This is a genomic window from uncultured Alcanivorax sp., assembly GCF_947258575.1.
In the GTDB taxonomy this organism is placed as follows: Bacteria; Pseudomonadota; Gammaproteobacteria; order Pseudomonadales; family Alcanivoracaceae; genus Alcanivorax.
In genome coordinates this window covers 247,726-263,866 of record NZ_CAMYIV010000005.1, presented here as the reverse complement: position 1 = coordinate 263,866, position 16,141 = coordinate 247,726, and the positions used below count along the sequence as shown (strand labels likewise).

16 protein-coding genes are annotated in these 16,141 nt (G+C 58.0%); 8 read left to right on the top strand and 8 right to left on the bottom strand.

The genetic code is table 11. The annotated features are described in order from the left end of the window. Positions 1–61: 61 nt before the first annotated feature. Positions 62–988 (bottom strand): ferritin-like domain-containing protein, encoded by a 927-nt coding sequence (locus Q0Y02_RS06230; protein ID WP_297765941.1) that lies wholly within the window; start codon positions 986–988, stop codon positions 62–64. Positions 989–1,134: 146 nt separating this feature from the next. On the opposite strand from Q0Y02_RS06230, the gene Q0Y02_RS06225 reads away from it, so the two are divergent. Further along, positions 1,135–1,746, top strand: a complete 612-nt coding sequence (locus Q0Y02_RS06225) for a TetR/AcrR family transcriptional regulator (protein WP_035246220.1) — start codon at positions 1,135–1,137, stop codon at positions 1,744–1,746. Between the two features lie 94 nt (positions 1,747–1,840). Here Q0Y02_RS06225 and Q0Y02_RS06220 read toward each other — a convergent pair whose 3' ends face one another. Genes Q0Y02_RS06220 through Q0Y02_RS06210 form a run of 3 tightly spaced genes read right to left on the bottom strand, consistent with a single transcriptional unit; the run spans position 1,841 to position 5,175 of the window. Next, the gene (locus Q0Y02_RS06220; protein WP_297765933.1) at positions 1,841–3,352 is read right to left on the bottom strand and encodes an NAD(P)/FAD-dependent oxidoreductase; all 1,512 of its coding nucleotides are present in this window, start codon (positions 3,350–3,352) and stop codon (positions 1,841–1,843) included. A gap of 15 nt (positions 3,353–3,367) precedes the next feature. Beyond that, positions 3,368–4,207: an SDR family NAD(P)-dependent oxidoreductase gene (locus tag Q0Y02_RS06215; RefSeq protein ID WP_297765930.1), complete on the bottom strand. Its 840-nt coding sequence runs from the start codon at positions 4,205–4,207 to the stop codon at positions 3,368–3,370. A 38-nt stretch (positions 4,208–4,245) separates the two neighbouring features. Beyond that, positions 4,246–5,175 (bottom strand): metal-dependent hydrolase, encoded by a 930-nt coding sequence (locus Q0Y02_RS06210; protein ID WP_035246213.1) that lies wholly within the window; start codon positions 5,173–5,175, stop codon positions 4,246–4,248. 494 nt (positions 5,176–5,669) lie between these two features. Here Q0Y02_RS06210 and Q0Y02_RS06205 point away from each other — a divergent pair, with 494 nt between their 5' ends. Then, a complete protein-coding gene (locus tag Q0Y02_RS06205; RefSeq protein WP_232222025.1) occupies positions 5,670–6,161 on the top strand; it encodes a DUF4282 domain-containing protein in 492 nt (163 codons plus the stop codon). A gap of 115 nt (positions 6,162–6,276) precedes the next feature. Continuing rightward, complete coding sequence (locus tag Q0Y02_RS06200; RefSeq protein ID WP_035246212.1) at positions 6,277–7,242, top strand: nitronate monooxygenase family protein; 966 nt, start codon at positions 6,277–6,279, stop codon at positions 7,240–7,242. 133 nt (positions 7,243–7,375) lie between these two features. Here the strand turns inward: Q0Y02_RS06200 and Q0Y02_RS06195 are convergent, their stop codons facing one another. Next, entirely contained in the window at positions 7,376–8,884 is a 1,509-nt protein-coding gene (locus tag Q0Y02_RS06195) for an NAD(P)/FAD-dependent oxidoreductase (RefSeq protein ID WP_297765923.1), read from the bottom strand. A gap of 437 nt (positions 8,885–9,321) precedes the next feature. Here Q0Y02_RS06195 and Q0Y02_RS06190 point away from each other — a divergent pair, with 437 nt between their 5' ends. Next, the gene (locus Q0Y02_RS06190) at positions 9,322–9,564 is read left to right on the top strand and encodes a hypothetical protein (RefSeq protein ID WP_297765920.1); all 243 of its coding nucleotides are present in this window, start codon (positions 9,322–9,324) and stop codon (positions 9,562–9,564) included. Positions 9,565–9,723: 159 nt separating this feature from the next. On the opposite strand, the gene Q0Y02_RS06185 is transcribed toward Q0Y02_RS06190, so the two are convergent. From Q0Y02_RS06185 to nudE, 3 genes are all read right to left on the bottom strand, one after another. Continuing rightward, entirely contained in the window at positions 9,724–10,608 is an 885-nt protein-coding gene (locus Q0Y02_RS06185) for an alpha/beta fold hydrolase (protein ID WP_297765917.1), read from the bottom strand. A 112-nt stretch (positions 10,609–10,720) separates the two neighbouring features. Continuing rightward, on the bottom strand, positions 10,721–11,536 hold the full coding sequence (gene cysQ / locus Q0Y02_RS06180) for a 3'(2'),5'-bisphosphate nucleotidase CysQ (protein WP_297765914.1): 816 nt from the start codon (positions 11,534–11,536) through the stop codon (positions 10,721–10,723). Between the two features lie 62 nt (positions 11,537–11,598). Beyond that, positions 11,599–12,144 carry an ADP compounds hydrolase NudE gene (gene nudE / locus Q0Y02_RS06175; protein WP_297765912.1) on the bottom strand — a complete coding sequence of 182 codons (546 nt, stop codon included), beginning with the start codon at positions 12,142–12,144 and terminating at the stop codon, positions 11,599–11,601. Between the two features lie 65 nt (positions 12,145–12,209). Between nudE and yrfG the strand changes: the two genes are divergently transcribed. From yrfG to Q0Y02_RS06155, 4 genes are all read left to right on the top strand, one after another. Then, the gene (gene yrfG / locus Q0Y02_RS06170; protein ID WP_297765909.1) at positions 12,210–12,863 is read left to right on the top strand and encodes a GMP/IMP nucleotidase; all 654 of its coding nucleotides are present in this window, start codon (positions 12,210–12,212) and stop codon (positions 12,861–12,863) included. A 10-nt stretch (positions 12,864–12,873) separates the two neighbouring features. Next, positions 12,874–13,263 carry a S4 domain-containing protein gene (locus tag Q0Y02_RS06165; RefSeq protein ID WP_297765906.1) on the top strand — a complete coding sequence of 130 codons (390 nt, stop codon included), beginning with the start codon at positions 12,874–12,876 and terminating at the stop codon, positions 13,261–13,263. A 72-nt stretch (positions 13,264–13,335) separates the two neighbouring features. Then, the gene (gene hslO / locus Q0Y02_RS06160; RefSeq protein ID WP_297765903.1) at positions 13,336–14,190 is read left to right on the top strand and encodes an Hsp33 family molecular chaperone HslO; all 855 of its coding nucleotides are present in this window, start codon (positions 13,336–13,338) and stop codon (positions 14,188–14,190) included. 372 nt (positions 14,191–14,562) lie between these two features. Further along, positions 14,563–16,107, top strand: coding sequence for a phosphoenolpyruvate carboxykinase (locus Q0Y02_RS06155; RefSeq protein WP_297765900.1), 1,545 nt, complete (start codon positions 14,563–14,565; stop codon positions 16,105–16,107). Positions 16,108–16,141: the final 34 nt, after the last annotated feature.

Genomic DNA, 16,141 nt, shown 5'->3' with positions numbered 1-16,141 from the left:
TCTTCAGCAATCAGGTGGCCGCGCCATGCAACAGGCACATGGCGCGCCGTCATGGGGTCTCTCAGGCAGTGGGCTGGTAGGTCAGCTCTCTCACCCAGGAAGGCACTGCAGGCAGTGCCCGGCGCGGGATCAGACCGGTCAGTTTGACCATGCCATCCACGGGCACGTGATAGACATGATTGCGCCGATTCACCACAAGCTTGGCGTGCTGACGAATCACCTGGAACCAGGGGTTGCGACGGCCATCTTCCGTGCGGCCGCCAATTTTTTCGAATTTGGCCATGGCGGCATACAGGCGCTCTTCCGGCAGACCCATGGTAATAATGTTATCGCGCATTTTATTGAGCAGCGGCACATAGGAGGCAATGCCCAGCATCAGGCGCGGGTCCAGCAACGGTGCCAGCATTTTTGTAGCACCAATGAAGGTTTTCCCGCGGCCCTGCATTTCCATTACGCTAAAGCCGACGCCCAGATGACGGGACTCATCGTCGTTGATCTTTTCGAACGCCTGGTGGCAAACCGGATCTTTCACCGTCTCCAGCAGGAAGGTACACAAGGCACCGTCCAGGGCAATTTCCAGCATCGGCACCACTGTGCCCAGCACATACACCGGCATGTCATCGCTGTAACGATCCAGCCATTCAATCACCAGCCGCAGGTTGATGTTGGGCTCGGGAATCTCATCTCCCTCAAGCATGCCCCAGCGCTTCATCAGTGCCATTTCGGCATTGGCATGGCGCTGCTCTTCGGCATGGAAGTAGGTATAAATCTGGCGCAGGGTATCGGTGGGGGCTTTCTTGGCCATGGCAGCAAATGCGCGGGCGCCCACGTGCTCAATCCACATCAGGTCGGCCATGAAATCTTTCAGCTTGGGCCACTGCTCTTCGGTAATCAGCTCGGCACCCGGAGCGTCCCAGTCGATATCCGACAGGGCCCACTGGGTGCTTTTGATTTTGGTCAGCATTTTGTCCAGATCGATGGAAGCCATGATGCACTCCTTACGGATTATTCTGCGAGTTGTGGCGGAAGACCCGAGGGTCCGACGCTCCGTACAGGTGACAAAAACGTTTACTGTCACATTGGTTGATGTAACAATAAAGCGAATGCTCGTTCGGATTCAACTCGGATAACCTGATGGCACGCAAACCCAAACAACAACGCTCCAGGGCCACCGTAGACGCCATTGTCCAGGCTGCCCTGATATCCATCGCCAACTACGGCCCAAGCGCTATTACCGCCAGACAGATCGCGGAAAAAGCCGGTATCGGCGTGGGTTCACTGTATGAGTATTTTGAAGACAAGGACGCCATCATTGATGCGGCCAGCAAACGCTTTGTCAGTGACACCGTGGATCTGATCAAACCACTGATCCCGGAACTGGTGCGTCTGGACATTCGCCAGGCGATTGAGAAATTGTTGTTCAGTTTTCGCGACTTTCTGGAAGAGAACAACCAGCTCTACCTGCGTTGCGCTCGCCACGCCTTCAGCATGGACATGGTGATCTACCAGTCACCGATCAACAGCGCCCTCATGGAGCTATTCACCCAGTATCTGATGCATCACCCGGAGCTTCTGAAACTGCCGAATATTCCCACCGTGGCCTATTTCTATATCAACGGCGGCATTTTCACCGTGGTCAGGCATCTGTCCGAGGACAACCCGATACAAAGCTTCGAGGAGCTGGCGACGGTGTTCGGGGACATTCTCGCCAGCTATGTGGACAAGAAAGTGGAATTGGCGGGCTGACAGCCCGCTCGGTGCTCGTCTGCCAAGCGCACAACGCATGAGGGGGAAGCCTTTCGCTTCCCCCTCAGTCAACAGACCTAGCGTCTGATGATCGTCAGGCGGCCTTCTTTTTCTCCGCGCTCTGGTAGACCACTTCGTAGTCTCCTACCTTGAAATCGCTCAGGCGTCTCTTAAGCTCTTTCAGCGACCAGGGCCAGGCGGCGAAGTTGCGGCCGTTCTGATCCAGGTAGTAGCTCTTGCAGCCACCACTGTTGAACACCGTGGTTTTCAGGTGCTTCTGGACTTTGTCATTGTGGGCTTTCAGCACCGGGGGCTTGATGGCAAAGCGGGTAATCCCCTTCTGCTTAACCTTCTTCAGACCATCAATGATGTAGTCCAGTTGGGCTTCGGCCAGACCGATAAAGGAATCGTACACCAGCACGTTGGGACCCAGCACCAGGAAGGCATTGGGCACATCCTTCATGGTGGCGCCAAGATAAGCTTCCGGTGAGGTGTCTTTCCACAGGTCAGAGAGGCGATCACCGTTGGCATCAATCACCTTTCTGCCAATCGGCGGGTGAGACACTTCAAAGCCGGTCCCCCAGATAATCACGTCTACCTCGTGGCGTTCACCGTTGGCGGCAATCACGGTATTGCCTTCCACTTCCACCAGACCATGGGGAATCAGGTTAGCATTGTCTGCCTGCAGGGCCGGGTAATAGTTGTTGGCAAACAGGATACGCTTGCAGCCCAGGGTAAAGTCCGGGGTCACCGCCTTGCGCAGGGTCTTGTCTTTCACCTGCACGCGCAGCAGCTGTTTGGCCGCCGTGCTCACCGGCTTCAGGGCTGCCGGGTTACGCAGCCCGAAGTTGATCACATTCAGGGAGGTGGCCACGGCCTTACGCCAGCTTTTCTGGATGATAGGCAGCTTGTTGATCAGCTGCTTGCTGGTGTCACCCAGATCCATGTCCGGCTTGGGCAGCACCCAGGGGGCAGTACGCTGGAAGACGTGCAGCTCTTTCACCTTGGGCTGAATCTGCGGCACAAACTGGATGGCCGAGGCGCCAGTACCGATCACCGCCACCCGCTTGCCAGTCAGATCATAGTCATGGTTCCACTTGGCGGAGTGGAACATCTCACCCTTGAAGCTATCCAGGCCCGGCAACGACGGAATCTGGGCTTCGGTGATCGGCCCGGTGGCAAAGACAACCGTACGCGCCAGGGTCTGGCCTTTATTGGTATCCAGCACCCAAAGGTGGCGACTTTCGTCCCACTCGGCATGCTCCAGTTCTGTACCGAATTCGATCAGCTCATTAATGCCAAAGTCTTCGCTAACCTCTTCCAGGTAGCTGAGAATTTCCGGCTGACGAGCAAACAGGTGGCTCCATTTGCTGCTAAGCGCAAAGGAAAAAGAGTACAGGGAAGAAGGCACATCACAGCCACAGCCTGGGTAGGTATTTTCCCGCCAGGTGCCGCCGACGCGGGTGGCTTTCTCGATGATCTTGAAATCGTGATAGCCCTCTTTCTTCATCTTGATCGCAGCGCACAAACCGGAAATACCGGCGCCAACGATAAAGGTGTCGTAAATCCTGGCCTCAGGGGTTTTGCGTTTCTTTGCTGCAGCCATGATGAAATTCCTCGATCAATTCTTAACAAAGCGGTAAGAGAACCCAAGCAGGTTCGCGTACAAATTGGGAGTGGCCCGCTTCATCATCCAGAACAGCTTGGCGTCCACCTGTGGCGTGGTGTACAGCTCTCCCTTATCAAGACGATTCAGGGTCAGTTTGGCCACGGAATCACTGGTGGTCATGGCGTAGTTCATCAACGCATGATCGGCCAGTTTGGAATAACGCGCAGGAATGCGGCCATCCTTGATGATGTTGGTGGGAACCAGAGTCGGACACAGCACGTTGACGTTAATATTGTCGCGCTTGAGTTCCGCGTACAGGGTTTCGGACAACGCCCGCACCCCGGCCTTGGTAACGTTATAGGCACTCATTTCCGGCGCAGCCGTATAGGACGCGGCAGACGCCACGTTGATGATGGCACCACGACCTTGCTTCTTGAACCCGGGCACGAAGTAGTGGCAACCGTGCACTACGCCCCACAGGTTCACATCCATCGCCCATTTCCAGTCTTCCAGGCTCAGCTCTTCGAACTTGCCACCAATACCCACACCGGCATTGTTGATGACCATGGTGACCGGATGGCCCAACAGTTTTTCAGACTGCTCGGACAGCTTCTTTACCTGAGCTGCCTTACCCACATCACAAGCCACCGCAAAAGCCTTGCCGCCGGCCTTCTTGATCAGCGCCACGGTTTCCTCGGCACTTTCCAGCTTCAGATCCGCGCAGACGACCGCACTGTTTCGTCTGGCCAACTCCAGGGCAAAACTGCGACCAATACCACTGCCGCCACCGGTGACGACAGCGTAGCCGTTATAGCTCGGCTTGCTGGAACGAAACTTGAGAATATTCAGCATTACCTTCTACCTTTTCAGGTTGAGTATTCAGTGTTCGTTCAGGCACGCTTGCCCGGCACGAATTCCTTGGTCAGATACGGCGTCAACAACCCGGTCTTCGGGTGCAGCAGCTTTTCCTTGTAGTACTCCAGATAGGCGCTGGTATCGTGGTCGCTGGGGTGAAAATCACGACGGGTGTAATCCAGAATATGCTTGATGGTGCTGCCGAAGACACCCTCTTCAGGCCCGGCCAGCACCGCCAGGCTACGCTTCACATCCTTCCAGTAACTGGGGCTCAGCAAGTTACGCGGTTTGCGCATTACCGGGATCAACGACGCCGCAACCGGAATCAGGAAAGTAAGAGTGAAGGCCGCCAGAGCAAAACCACGCATGCGCAGGTAATAGTCACCGGACAATTCCTGGAACACGTCGTAGGCAACATCCTTATGCTCAGACTCTTCCAGCATGTGCCACATCCACAGGGCCCGCTGCTTCTCGTCCAGGGACTCGTAGAAGATGTCTTCGTTCTTCATCATGTATTCCGCCAGCACCGCGGTGAAATGCTCAATGCCCGCCATCAATGACAGCTGCATGCGGTTGGACAGTTTCTTGAAGCCGTGCTCGAACACCTTGTCGGCAAGGAAACGATACAGACCGACAGGGTAACGGTGCTGTGCCAACACATCGTTGAACTCGTTGTGCATCTTGGAGTGGATGGCTTCCTGACCGATCAGGGCAGTTACCAGACGCTTGAGCTCCGGATCTTTCACAAACTGACGATGGTAACGGGCTGTGTCGATCACCAGATCTTCGCCGAAGGTCAGAAAGATGGACAGGGCCTCGAAATACGCCGACGCCAGCTCCGTGTTTCTGAAGAAGGTATCGTCCAGTTGCTCGGCGTCGAACTGAAAATCCATGTGGCGAATCGGCATCTCAGGCCGTTTCTGGGCGGTTTTCGACACGTATTGATGAATCGTTGCAGTCGTCATTAGGTCACCTGTCCAATGAGGGCAAAGCCGATAATGTTGCGCGCCATGGACGTTAGTTGGGCGCGCACTACTGTTACATTGACGAGTGACACAATAAAGCGAATGCTTGTTCGGATTCAATTCGGTTCAACATGGCTTATTCAGCCCGGCCTCCACAGCTCAGAATGCCGATAGAACGGCGCCTCGGCATGCCAGAAACAAACGCCATGAAAACATTAAATTACTGAAATAAAAGGAAATATTAATTTCCGCTTTGTCTGAAAGGCCTGACACCCTGCTTCCATGCCATAGTCACTTTTCTGCATCATGGGCAGCCCGGTTAGTGTTAATCACCAAAAACGAACACAGCGTTCGGATTTTTTCAGCCTCATAGGGCACTATTTGCCTAGGGTTTCCACCCATCGCATGCAGCAAGTGGCCCCTGGGCATATAACAGAGCATTACAATCTATGGGTAGGAAAAGCCCGGACACCCGGCAACAATGAAGCAAATCAATGGCCATCGGGGTGCCCATGCTCAACAAGGAAAAACTGAATCAGTCAAAAGTCCTGCAGCTGGTGGACTGGCAGTTCAATCGCTACCTGTCCATGCAGTTGCTGCCGTTGCTCTACCTGCTAATGATCATTGGCGCGGTATTGTTGGTGGGCTTTTTTGTGGCTGCCAGCTTTTCCAGTTCGCTGTGGTTTGGCCTGGCCACCGCCACCCTGTCGCCGCTGATCCTGCTGGTGATGGTTGCCATCGTCCGGGCCGCCCTGGAGTACCTGGTGATGGCACATCGCACCATGAGCATCGTGGAAAGCATGCGCACCTTGCCCGAGCGCGTGGAAAGCCTGGATAACAAAGTGGATGCCCTCAACGAGCACGTTATCGACCTGCATGAAATGCTGATGCAACTGCGTCCACTGCTGCGTTCTGCAGGCCTGCCCGGACGTTTTATCGAATCACTGCGCAAGGGGGACAGCAAGGAAAACGGCGGCGATAAATAGCGCCGCCTGACACGCGACGCTTTCAGCCATCGCAATTACCGGCTTTTTAAGGTGTAATTTCTCTCCTGCGGACACCCGCCTGGGCGTCCACACCCTGTTTTCGCAAGGAGTCACCATGTCGTTACCCGCGTCCCTGCAAGACCGGCTGCGCCTGCCCGCCGTCGCGTCCCCCATGTTTATTGTCTCCAACCCGGATCTGGTCATCGCCCAGTGCAAGGCCGGTATCGTCGGCTCTTTTCCGGCGCTGAACGCCCGGCCGGCGGAAGAGCTGGAAGTATGGCTCAAGCGGATCACCGAAGAACTGGACGCCTGGAACCAGGCCAATCCGGACCAGCCGGCAGCGCCCTTTGCGGTCAACCAGATCGTGCACAAGTCCAACAACCGGCTGGAACACGATCTGGAAATGTGCGTGAAGTACAAGGTGCCCATCGTGATCACGTCGCTGGGCGCCCGGGTGGACGTGAACGAGGCGATTCACAGCTATGGCGGCCTGGTATTTCACGACATCATCAACAATTTCTTCGCCAAGAAGGCCATCGAAAAAGGCGCCGACGGCCTGATCGCTGTGGCGGCCGGTGCCGGTGGCCACGCTGGCACCCAGTCGCCGTTTGCGTTGGTCCAGGAAATTCGCGAATGGTTTGACGGCCCGGTGCTGCTGTCCGGCTCCATCGCCAAAGGCGATGCCATTCTCGGCGCCCAGGCCATGGGTGCAGACCTGGCCTATATCGGCTCCGCCTTTATTGCCACCGACGAAGCCAACGCGGACGAACGCTACAAGCAGTCCATCGTCGACAGCAGTGCCAGCGACATCATCTATTCCAACCTGTTCACCGGCGTCCACGGCAACTACCTGCGCAGCTCCATCGAAGCGGCCGGGCTGGATCCGAACGACCTGCCAGAAAGCGACCCGTCGAAGATGGATTTCGGCGATGGCAGCTCCAAAGCCTGGAAAGATATCTGGGGTAGCGGCCAGGGCATCGGCGCCATCAAGAAAATCGGCCCGGCCAGCGAGTTGATCGAGCGACTCAAGCAGGAATACAGCAGCGCGCGCCAGCGGATGGATCAACTGCCCTGGAAATAAAGCGGCCAACTGCAACGCGTCAGAAACAGCAGTGAGTCACAAGGCAAGAGGCCGCGCCCGGGGATCGGGCACGGCCTCTTGCACTTCATAACCGGAACAAACCGCTTGCGGCTTGCGGCTTGCGGCTTGCGCTTCAGCCTGTCACGGAACCAAGCACCGACGCCACCAACCCTTTCTTCTTCACCGGCTGGTAATTGCTGAACTCCAGTACACCATCATCGATGGCGCCGAAACGCAGCTTCGGCAGATCCACCAGGTAATTCTGCACCACCATCCATGGCTGCTTGGAACCCTGGCGAGGTAGACGATCATCCGCACGCATGACATAGCCGGACTGCAGACCCAGGAAGTTCTCATCGGTAATGCAGTCTTCCTTGTCACGGGGGATCACGGTCTGGGCACCGGTTTTTTCCATGTGATTAAGCAGGCGACACACATACTCGCAGACCAGATCCGCTTTCAGGGTCCAGGAGGAATTGGTGTAGCCGAAAACCAGCGCCATGTTTGGCACATCACGCAGCATCATGCCTTTGTAGACCAGCGACTCGCGGGGCTCTACGGCCTTGCCGTCGATAGTGCCTTCCACACCGCCAAGCATCTGAACATTGAGACCGGTGGCAGTGATAATAATATCTGCCTCCAGCTCCTGACCTGACTTGAGCAGAATACCGTTCTCGGTGAAACGCTCGATATGGTCGGTAACGATATCGGCCTCACCCCGGCGAACGGTCTTGAACAGGTCACCGTTGGGCACCGCACACAGACGCTGATCCCAGGGGTTATAGCTGGGACGGAAATGGGTCATGTCCACATCATCACCAAGCTGACGCTTCGCCGCCGCCAACAGGGCACGACGCACCAGTTTCGGGCGCTGCTTGGACAGCTTGTACACCAGGCGCTGGATACCAATGTTACGGGCGCGGGCCAAACGGTAGACCATCATCTCGGGCATGAAGCGGCGCATGCCCACGGAGATCGGATCCACTTCCGGCACCGTGGCAATATAGGTCGGGGAACGCTGCAGCATGGTGACCTTGGCCCCTTCGCGAGCCATGGCAGGCACCAGAGTGACGGCGGTAGCACCGGAGCCGATCACCACGACTTTCTTGCCTTCATATTGCAGGTTTTCCGGCCAATGCTGGGGATGAACCACCTGGCCCTTGAAGTCTTTTTCACCGGGGAAATCCGGTTTGTAGCCTTCGTCGTAGTTGTAGTAACCACTGCAGGAGAACAGGAAGTTGGCGGTAAAGGTTTCCTGCTCGCCGGTCTTCTCATTGGTGGTTTCCACTGCCCACTGATTGTCCTCACTGGACCAGTTTGCCTTGATCACCTTACGCCCGAAGCGGATGTGCTTCTTGACGTTATATTCGTCTGCGGTGTCTTCCACGTACTGGCGGATGGAGTTGCCATCGGCCAATACCTTGGGCTCGGTCCAGGGACGGAAGCTGTAGCCCAGGGTGAACATGTCGGAGTCGGAGCGGATGCCCGGATACTTGAACAGGTCCCAGGTGCCGCCAATGCGTTCGCGACGCTCGATAATGGCATAGCTACGATTCGGGCTCTTGCGGGTCAGGTGGCAAGCTGCCCCGATACCGGAAAGGCCGGCACCAATAATCAATACATCAACGTGGTTATTAGACATTCTCTTTTACCTCCAGCCCTTGGGCCGCCTGGTCTCGGCAGTGCAAAACATTGACATCATTCAATGGCACCGTTAACTGGCAGACAGAATAGCCGTACTGGCGGGTATGAGAAAAGGCCAAAACAGGCCGTTAATTGGCCCTGGAGACGGGAAAAAGTGCCGCTAGGGACGGCAGGTGTGGCGCAGCCGGCATAAACACTGGGTCTACTTTCCCTGACCGCCTGTCTACCCGCATGGCGGCCACAGGATCCGCGGCCGACTATTACTCGCTGATTTTCATAATAAAGTGGTACGGGAGATCCAATATCATCGTGCCATCACCGATTTGTGATCTCATACACATTGCTGCCCTGCCCACTTCTGCATACTGCCTGCGCGCCACAGGGGAAAGGCGCGTACGGGGATAGATAACACACTATAATTATAAGGGTACCGGCATGTTCGATCTGACTGCCTTCGGGGATACGTTCGCCTCTCACTCCTGGCTATGGATACCGATGTCCTGCGCCGTCATTATCAGCCTGCTGTTATGGAGCGGTCGCATCCGCCAGCCCGGCATGGTCAACCTGTTCGCCGTTGGCCTGATCCTGCCCTGCATCAACCTGAGCATGATCGCCACCGGCGCACTGGTGGCTGCAGATCAACTGACTCTGGATCTGATGGCCTTGCTGCCGTTCTGAGAGTCGCAAGTTACAAGTTGAAAGTTTCAACGCGGATCAGCGCTGCTGTCAGCCGCTACGCATGAGGCCGCGCCCAATGACTGGAGCGCGGCCTCATGCGTTTGAAATCAAGGGCAAACGTATGGCGTGTTGCAACTTGAAACTTGAAACTTGCCCACGCTACAAACCCTGAAGAAATTCCAGCTGATCCGCCACACTGATATCCCGGGCCTCACCCTGATAGATATCAAAATGCCCAATGGGGTAGCGTTTCACGGTGGGCTTCGCCATCATCGCGGCGGCTTTTTCTGCGGCGGACGCGGGCGCCACGGTATCGGTTTCACAGATCAGCACCAGCGCCGGGCAAGTCACCTTGGCCGCCTGCGTCACGGGCCGGAACATTGGCAGCACCAGACCAATACGGGCGGCGACTTCATTTGGCACCCCTTCAGGCATCAGGGCGGTATAACCGTCGTAGGCATCATGGCTGGACATGGCCGCCAGCTCCCCGGGCTTGCCTGCAGATGGCAGCATGCGCGGCCCCAGCCCCAGCAGGCTGCTGATCACATCCCAGAGGCCCAGCCCCGTCATCTTGATGGCCTGGCCAATGCCTGCATAGCGCACCACTTCCAGCACTGACGACAGCCCATCCATCATCGGGCACTGGGCAATGATGCCGGCCACATCCGGCTCACGGGCTGCCACTGCAGTCACCAGGCCGCCACCAAAGGACGTTCCCCACAGCACAATGCGCTGGTTGTCCACTTGCTCTTGCTTGCGCACACAAGCCAGCGCCGCCTGCCAGTCTGCCACCTCCCGGTTGGGCAACAACACCTGACGGGGCATGCCTTCGCTTTCACCGAAGTGCCGGTAGTCGAACAGGAATACCGCATAGCCGGCCTTTAAAAAAGCATCACGAAACGGCTCCAGCCCACAGGCCTTGGTCAGACCAAAACCGTGGCCCATGACCACGGTCAGGAAAGAGCCGTCACCCTCGGGGAGATACAGATCCCCCCGGCAGGACTGGCCATCACTGACAAATCGCAGTTCACGCATTGTGCTCATGGATGACTCCTTGGTTGTTTTTTACCACAGAGGGCACGGAGAACACTGAGCCAAGACCTATTACAGGTCTGTTTTCTCTGTGAACTCCGTGTCCTCTGTGGTGAATACGCCTTTACCCTGCAATCGCCGGGGCGATAAAGCGCCATTCGTCGATGCTCTGCCCCAGCACCAGGAAGTGCGGATTGAGGATGTCTTCCTTGTTGTACTGCAGCGGTTCAAAGGCGGTATTCACCACGACCCCGCCGGCGGCGGTGACCACCGCGTGGGCCGCAGCCGTATCCCATTCGCTGGTGGGCGCCAGGCGCGGATAAATGTCCGCGCTGCCTTCAGCAACCAGACACAACTTCAGGGACGAGCCCATGGAGGCCCGCTCTACCTCACCCACTTCCTCGCGGATAAAGGCTTCCAGCTTTTCCACCGCTTCGCCGCCGTGGCTGCGACTGGCTACCATCACCACCGGGGTGGTGCGGGCGCGGCACTGGATCGGCTTGCGCTCACCGCCTTCCTCTTTATAGGCACCCACACCATGGCCACCCAGGTAGGTCACTGCCGTTACCGGTACATGCACGACGCCCAACACCGGGGTATCGCCTTCCACCAGAGCGATGTTCACGGTGAACTCGCCATTGCGCTTGATGAACTCCTTGGTGCCATCCAGCGGATCCACCAGCCAGAAACGGGGCCAGTCCTTGCGATCCGCGTAGGCAATACCGCCGGACTCTTCGGAAAACACCGGGATATCCGGCGTCAGCGCCTGCAGCCGCGCTTCGATAATCTTGTGTGCTGCCATATCCGCTTCGGTGATCGGCGATTTGTCGTCCTTGGTTTCCACCCCCAGGTCGTCACGCTCGTACACCGTCAGAATGGCATCACCCGCTTCACGGGCAATCTCGGCGAGCGGTTCCAGCAGGGTATTAAAGTCGGTCATTTCTGTTTTCCTGTGATTCAGATTTTGGCACCTGTAGGAGCGCCACTCCTACGGCGTAATTATCAGCGTTGTTCCAGCAACCGCTTGGCCATCAGCAGCGCCGCGATCACCCGGGCTTCCGTCACGTCATCCCGCTCGATCAGGCGATCCAGATCGGACAGTTTCCAGGTGAGTACTTCCAGCTCTTCCGGTTCGTCCCCGGGCAGGGATTCTTCATACAGGTCTTCGGCCAGCACCACCTTGATGCGGTGGCCCATATAACCCGGCGACAGGGTCATGTCCTTCATCAGGGTGAGGCGGCGGGCACCATAACCGGCTTCTTCCTTCAATTCCCGGTTGGCCGCATCGCGCCAGTCCTCGCCGTGTTCGTAGGCCCCCTTGGGCAGGGTCAGCTCGTAACTTTCGGTACCGGCGCCATACTCGCGGATCATTACCACGGTGTCGTCATCCAGCAGCGGCACCATCATTACCGCCGCGATGGGCGGGGTGCGCAGGCGCTCATAGGTACGTTCCACCCCGTTACGGAAACGCAGGTGCAGCTCTTCGATTCCGAACAGGCGGCTTTTTGCCACCAGTCGGGTGTCGAGAATCTCCGGTTTCTCATCCATAATCAGCGTCAGATCTCGCGGCAATCATTTAAGGCCGAAGACTAACCCGAATACGCAGGAAATTCATGATTGACTGGCAATCCGTCGACACCGTGCTACTGGATATGGACGGCACCCTGCTCGACCTGGAGTTCGATAACTGGTTCTGGCAGAAACATGTCCCCGAGTGCTACGCCCGCCAGCAGGGGCTGGACCGGGCCGAGGCCGACCGCATCATCCACGACTGGATCACCAGTCATCTGGGCACCCTGAACTGGTACTGCCTGGATTTCTGGACCGCGGAGCTGGGCCTGGAAATCGCCCGCCTGAAACGCGAAGCCGGCGATCGCATCGCTGTGCGCCCCGGGGCGGACACGTTTCTGCAGGCACTGAAGGAGTCCGACAAACAGGTCATCATGGTCACCAACGCCCATCGTGATGCCCTGGACTTGAAGGTAGAGCGTACCGGCATCGACCGCTATTTCGATGAAATCGTCTCCAGCCACGATTATGGCCACGCCAAGGAAGCCCAGTCCTTCTGGCAGCACCTGCAACGCCACCTGCCCTTCGACCCGGCCCGCGCTCTGCTGGTGGATGACTCCCTGCCGGTACTTCACAGCGCCCAGCTTTACGGCATCGGCCAGCCGGTGAGTATCCTGCACCCGGATTCCAGCCTGCCCAGGCGGGACCATACCGACCCGTTCCCGGCCATCGACGATTTTCTGCAGGTCTTACCATGAGAGAAATGCCGTGAGCGAGACCGTTCGTATCGACTCCTGGCTGTGGGCGGCGCGTTTCTTCAAGACCCGCAGCCTGGCCAAGGCCGCCATCGAAGGCGGCAAGGTGCAGATTGATGGCAGCAAGGCCAAACCCAGCAAGAATGTGCAGCCCGGGCAGACCATTGCCATTACCAAGGGCACCGAACATTTCGAGGTAATAGTAGAAGGCCTGAGCAGCAAGCGCGGCCCCGCCAGCGTGGCCCAGACTCTCTACCAGGAAACCGAACAAAGCCGCAGCCGCCGGGAACAGAGCAGCGAGCAACGCAAGCTGGCACGGGCCGCCGCCGCAGCACCGGACCACAAGCCCAGCAAGAAGGAACGCCGGGATATCCAGCGCTTCAAGAGAGACAACCTGGAATAACCGCTATCGTGCCCCCATTAAAGGCAGCTGAAAGACATAGCGAACCACAGTGACAGCCCTCAGGACACAACCATGCAAGATCACAAACAACGCTTCCTGTTCCCCGACTCCGATATCCGCGGCGAACTGGTGCAGGTGGAAAGCAGCGTCACCCGTATTATTGAAGGGCATAACTACCCACTGGCAGTACAGGGATTGATCGGCGAGGCGGTGGCCGCTGTGGCATTACTGGCCAGCACCCTGAAATTCAAGGGCCGCCTGGCACTGCAGGCCCAGGGCAAGGGCCCGGTATCCCTGCTGCTGGCCGAGTGCACCAACGAGGGCGAGTTGCGTGCCCTGGCCCGCCACAGCGACGGCCAGGACTGGAGCCACGGCGACATCCAGACCCTCATTGGCGATGGCAACATGGTCATCACCATCACCCCGGACCAGGGCAAGCAATATCAGGGCATCGTGCCCCTGGCCGGCAACTCCCTGGCCCAGTGCCTGGAAGCCTACTTCCGCCAGTCCGAACAACTCCCTACCCGCCTGTGGCTGGCCAGCGGCAACAACCGGGCCGCCGGCCTGCTGCTGCAGCGGTTGCCCAACCAGCTGGCCAGCAGCGACGCCAACACACAGATGTGGGAGCACCTGGAAGCCCTCGCCGGCACCCTGAAAATGGAAGAGCTGCTCAACCTGGACGACCAGACCATCCTCCACCGCTTGTTCCACGACACCCCGCCACAGCTGCCCGACGCCCAGGCCCTGCAGTTCGGCTGCACCTGCTCCCGGGACCGCAACCGCAATGCCTTGCTGTCCCTGGGCAGCAATGAATTGCAGACCCTGCTGGACGAAGACGGCGAAGTGACCCTGACCTGCGACTTCTGCCGCAACCAGGAACGCTTTGATGCGGTGGATCTGGCGGCGATGATCCGGGAAAGCAGTTAATAGTGAACAGTTAACAGCGACGCGAAACAGGCCCTCAGGGGCTGAAACGCAAGAGGCCGCGCCCGAGCCATGGACGCGGCCTCTTGCGTTTCAGGCGACCCCGGGCCGGATCGCGCAACTATTCACTGTTAACTATTAACTGTTCACTGACTGCCGCGCCGTGACCACCCGGTCCAAGGGGGAATCGCCACTGATTTCCTTTTCTGGCATAATCGCGCGCCTGTGCTGACTGGAGGCTTTGTCCCCCGGTCCCCTTTGGTCTTGCCCGGTGGCAGTAACGGGCACGAGACCGGCACTGTTATCCGCAATGCGAACCAGAGTTTCGGCGCCCATACACGCTGAAACGGCACGGCCACAAGCCCAGGAATGACCATGACCGACCCGATTGTTTATAACGACCTCAGCCCGGCCCAGCTGGTAGAACTGGCTGTTCAACGCAACGAAGGCCGCCTGTCCGATACCGGCGCCCTGGTAGTGGAAACCGGTCACCGCACCGGCCGTTCCCCCATGGACCGCTACATCGTTGAAGAGCCCAGCACCAGCGAGCACATCCACTGGGGTGCTATTAACCGTGCCTTCCCCGCCGACAAGTTCGATGCCCTGTGGGATCGTGTCAGCGTTGCCGTTGCCGACGCTGATGCCTTTGTTTCCCACCTGCACGTAGGTGCCGATGCGGATCATTACCTGGCAGTAAAAGTGACCGCGCAGACCGCGTGGCACAACCTGTTCGCCAACACCATGTTCATCCGCCCGGAAAAATACAATCCGCGCAGCAAGGAAGAATGGCAGATTCTGCACGCCCCGCACTTCCAGTGTGAGCCGGAGCGTGACGGCACCAATTCCGATGGCTGTGTGATCCTCAACTTTGCCCAGCGCAAGGTACTGATCGCCGGCATGCGTTACGCCGGTGAAATGAAGAAAGCCATGTTCTCCGTGCAGAACTTCCTGCTGCCGGAAAAAGACGTGCTGCCCATGCACTGCTCCGCCAACGTTGGCGAAGACGGCGACGTGGCCCTGTTCTTCGGCCTGTCCGGCACCGGTAAAACCACCCTGTCCGCCGACCCGAACCGTTACCTGATCGGTGACGACGAGCACGGCTGGGGCAAGGATGTGGTGTTCAACATCGAAGGCGGCTGCTACGCCAAGTGCATCGACCTGAGCCAGAAGAACGAGCCGGTTATCTGGGACGCCATCAAATTCGGCGCAGTACTGGAAAACGTCATCATCAATGACGAAAGCCGCACCGCCGACTACACCGACGTGTCCCTGACCCAGAACACCCGTGCCGCCTACCCGCTGGAAAACATCGACAAGAAAGTCGACGCCAACCGTGCCGGTGAGCCCAAACACATCATCTTCCTGACCTGCGACCTGACCGGTGTTCTTCCGCCGGTATCCAAGCTGTCCAAGGAAGCGGCGGCCTACCACTTCCTGAGCGGCTACACCGCGCTGGTCGGCTCCACCGAAATGGGTTCCGGTGGCGGCATCAAGAGCACCTTCTCCACCTGCTTCGGCGCCCCCTTCTTCCCCCGTCGCGCCGGCGAATACGCCGAGCTGCTGATCAAACGGATGGAAGATTTCGGCTCCACCGTGTTCCTGGTGAACACCGGCTGGACCGGTGGCCCCTTCGGCGAAGGCGAGCGTTTCAGCATCCCCACCACCCGTGGTGTGGTGAACGCCATCCTCTCCGGCGACCTGGACAACGCGGAAACCGAGCACCTGGACATCATCAACCTGGACGTGCCCAAAGCCGTTCCCGGTGTGGACAGCCAGCTGCTGCAGCCCAAGAACACCTGGGCCAACCCGGAAAACTACGAAGCCCGCGCCCGCGATCTGGCAGAGCAGTTCGAAAAGAACTTTGCCGAGAAGTATGCGGACGTGTCTGAAGAGATCCGCGCCGCCGGCCCCAAGGCCTGATCCGCACGAATCACTGAAAAAGCCCGCCACCGGC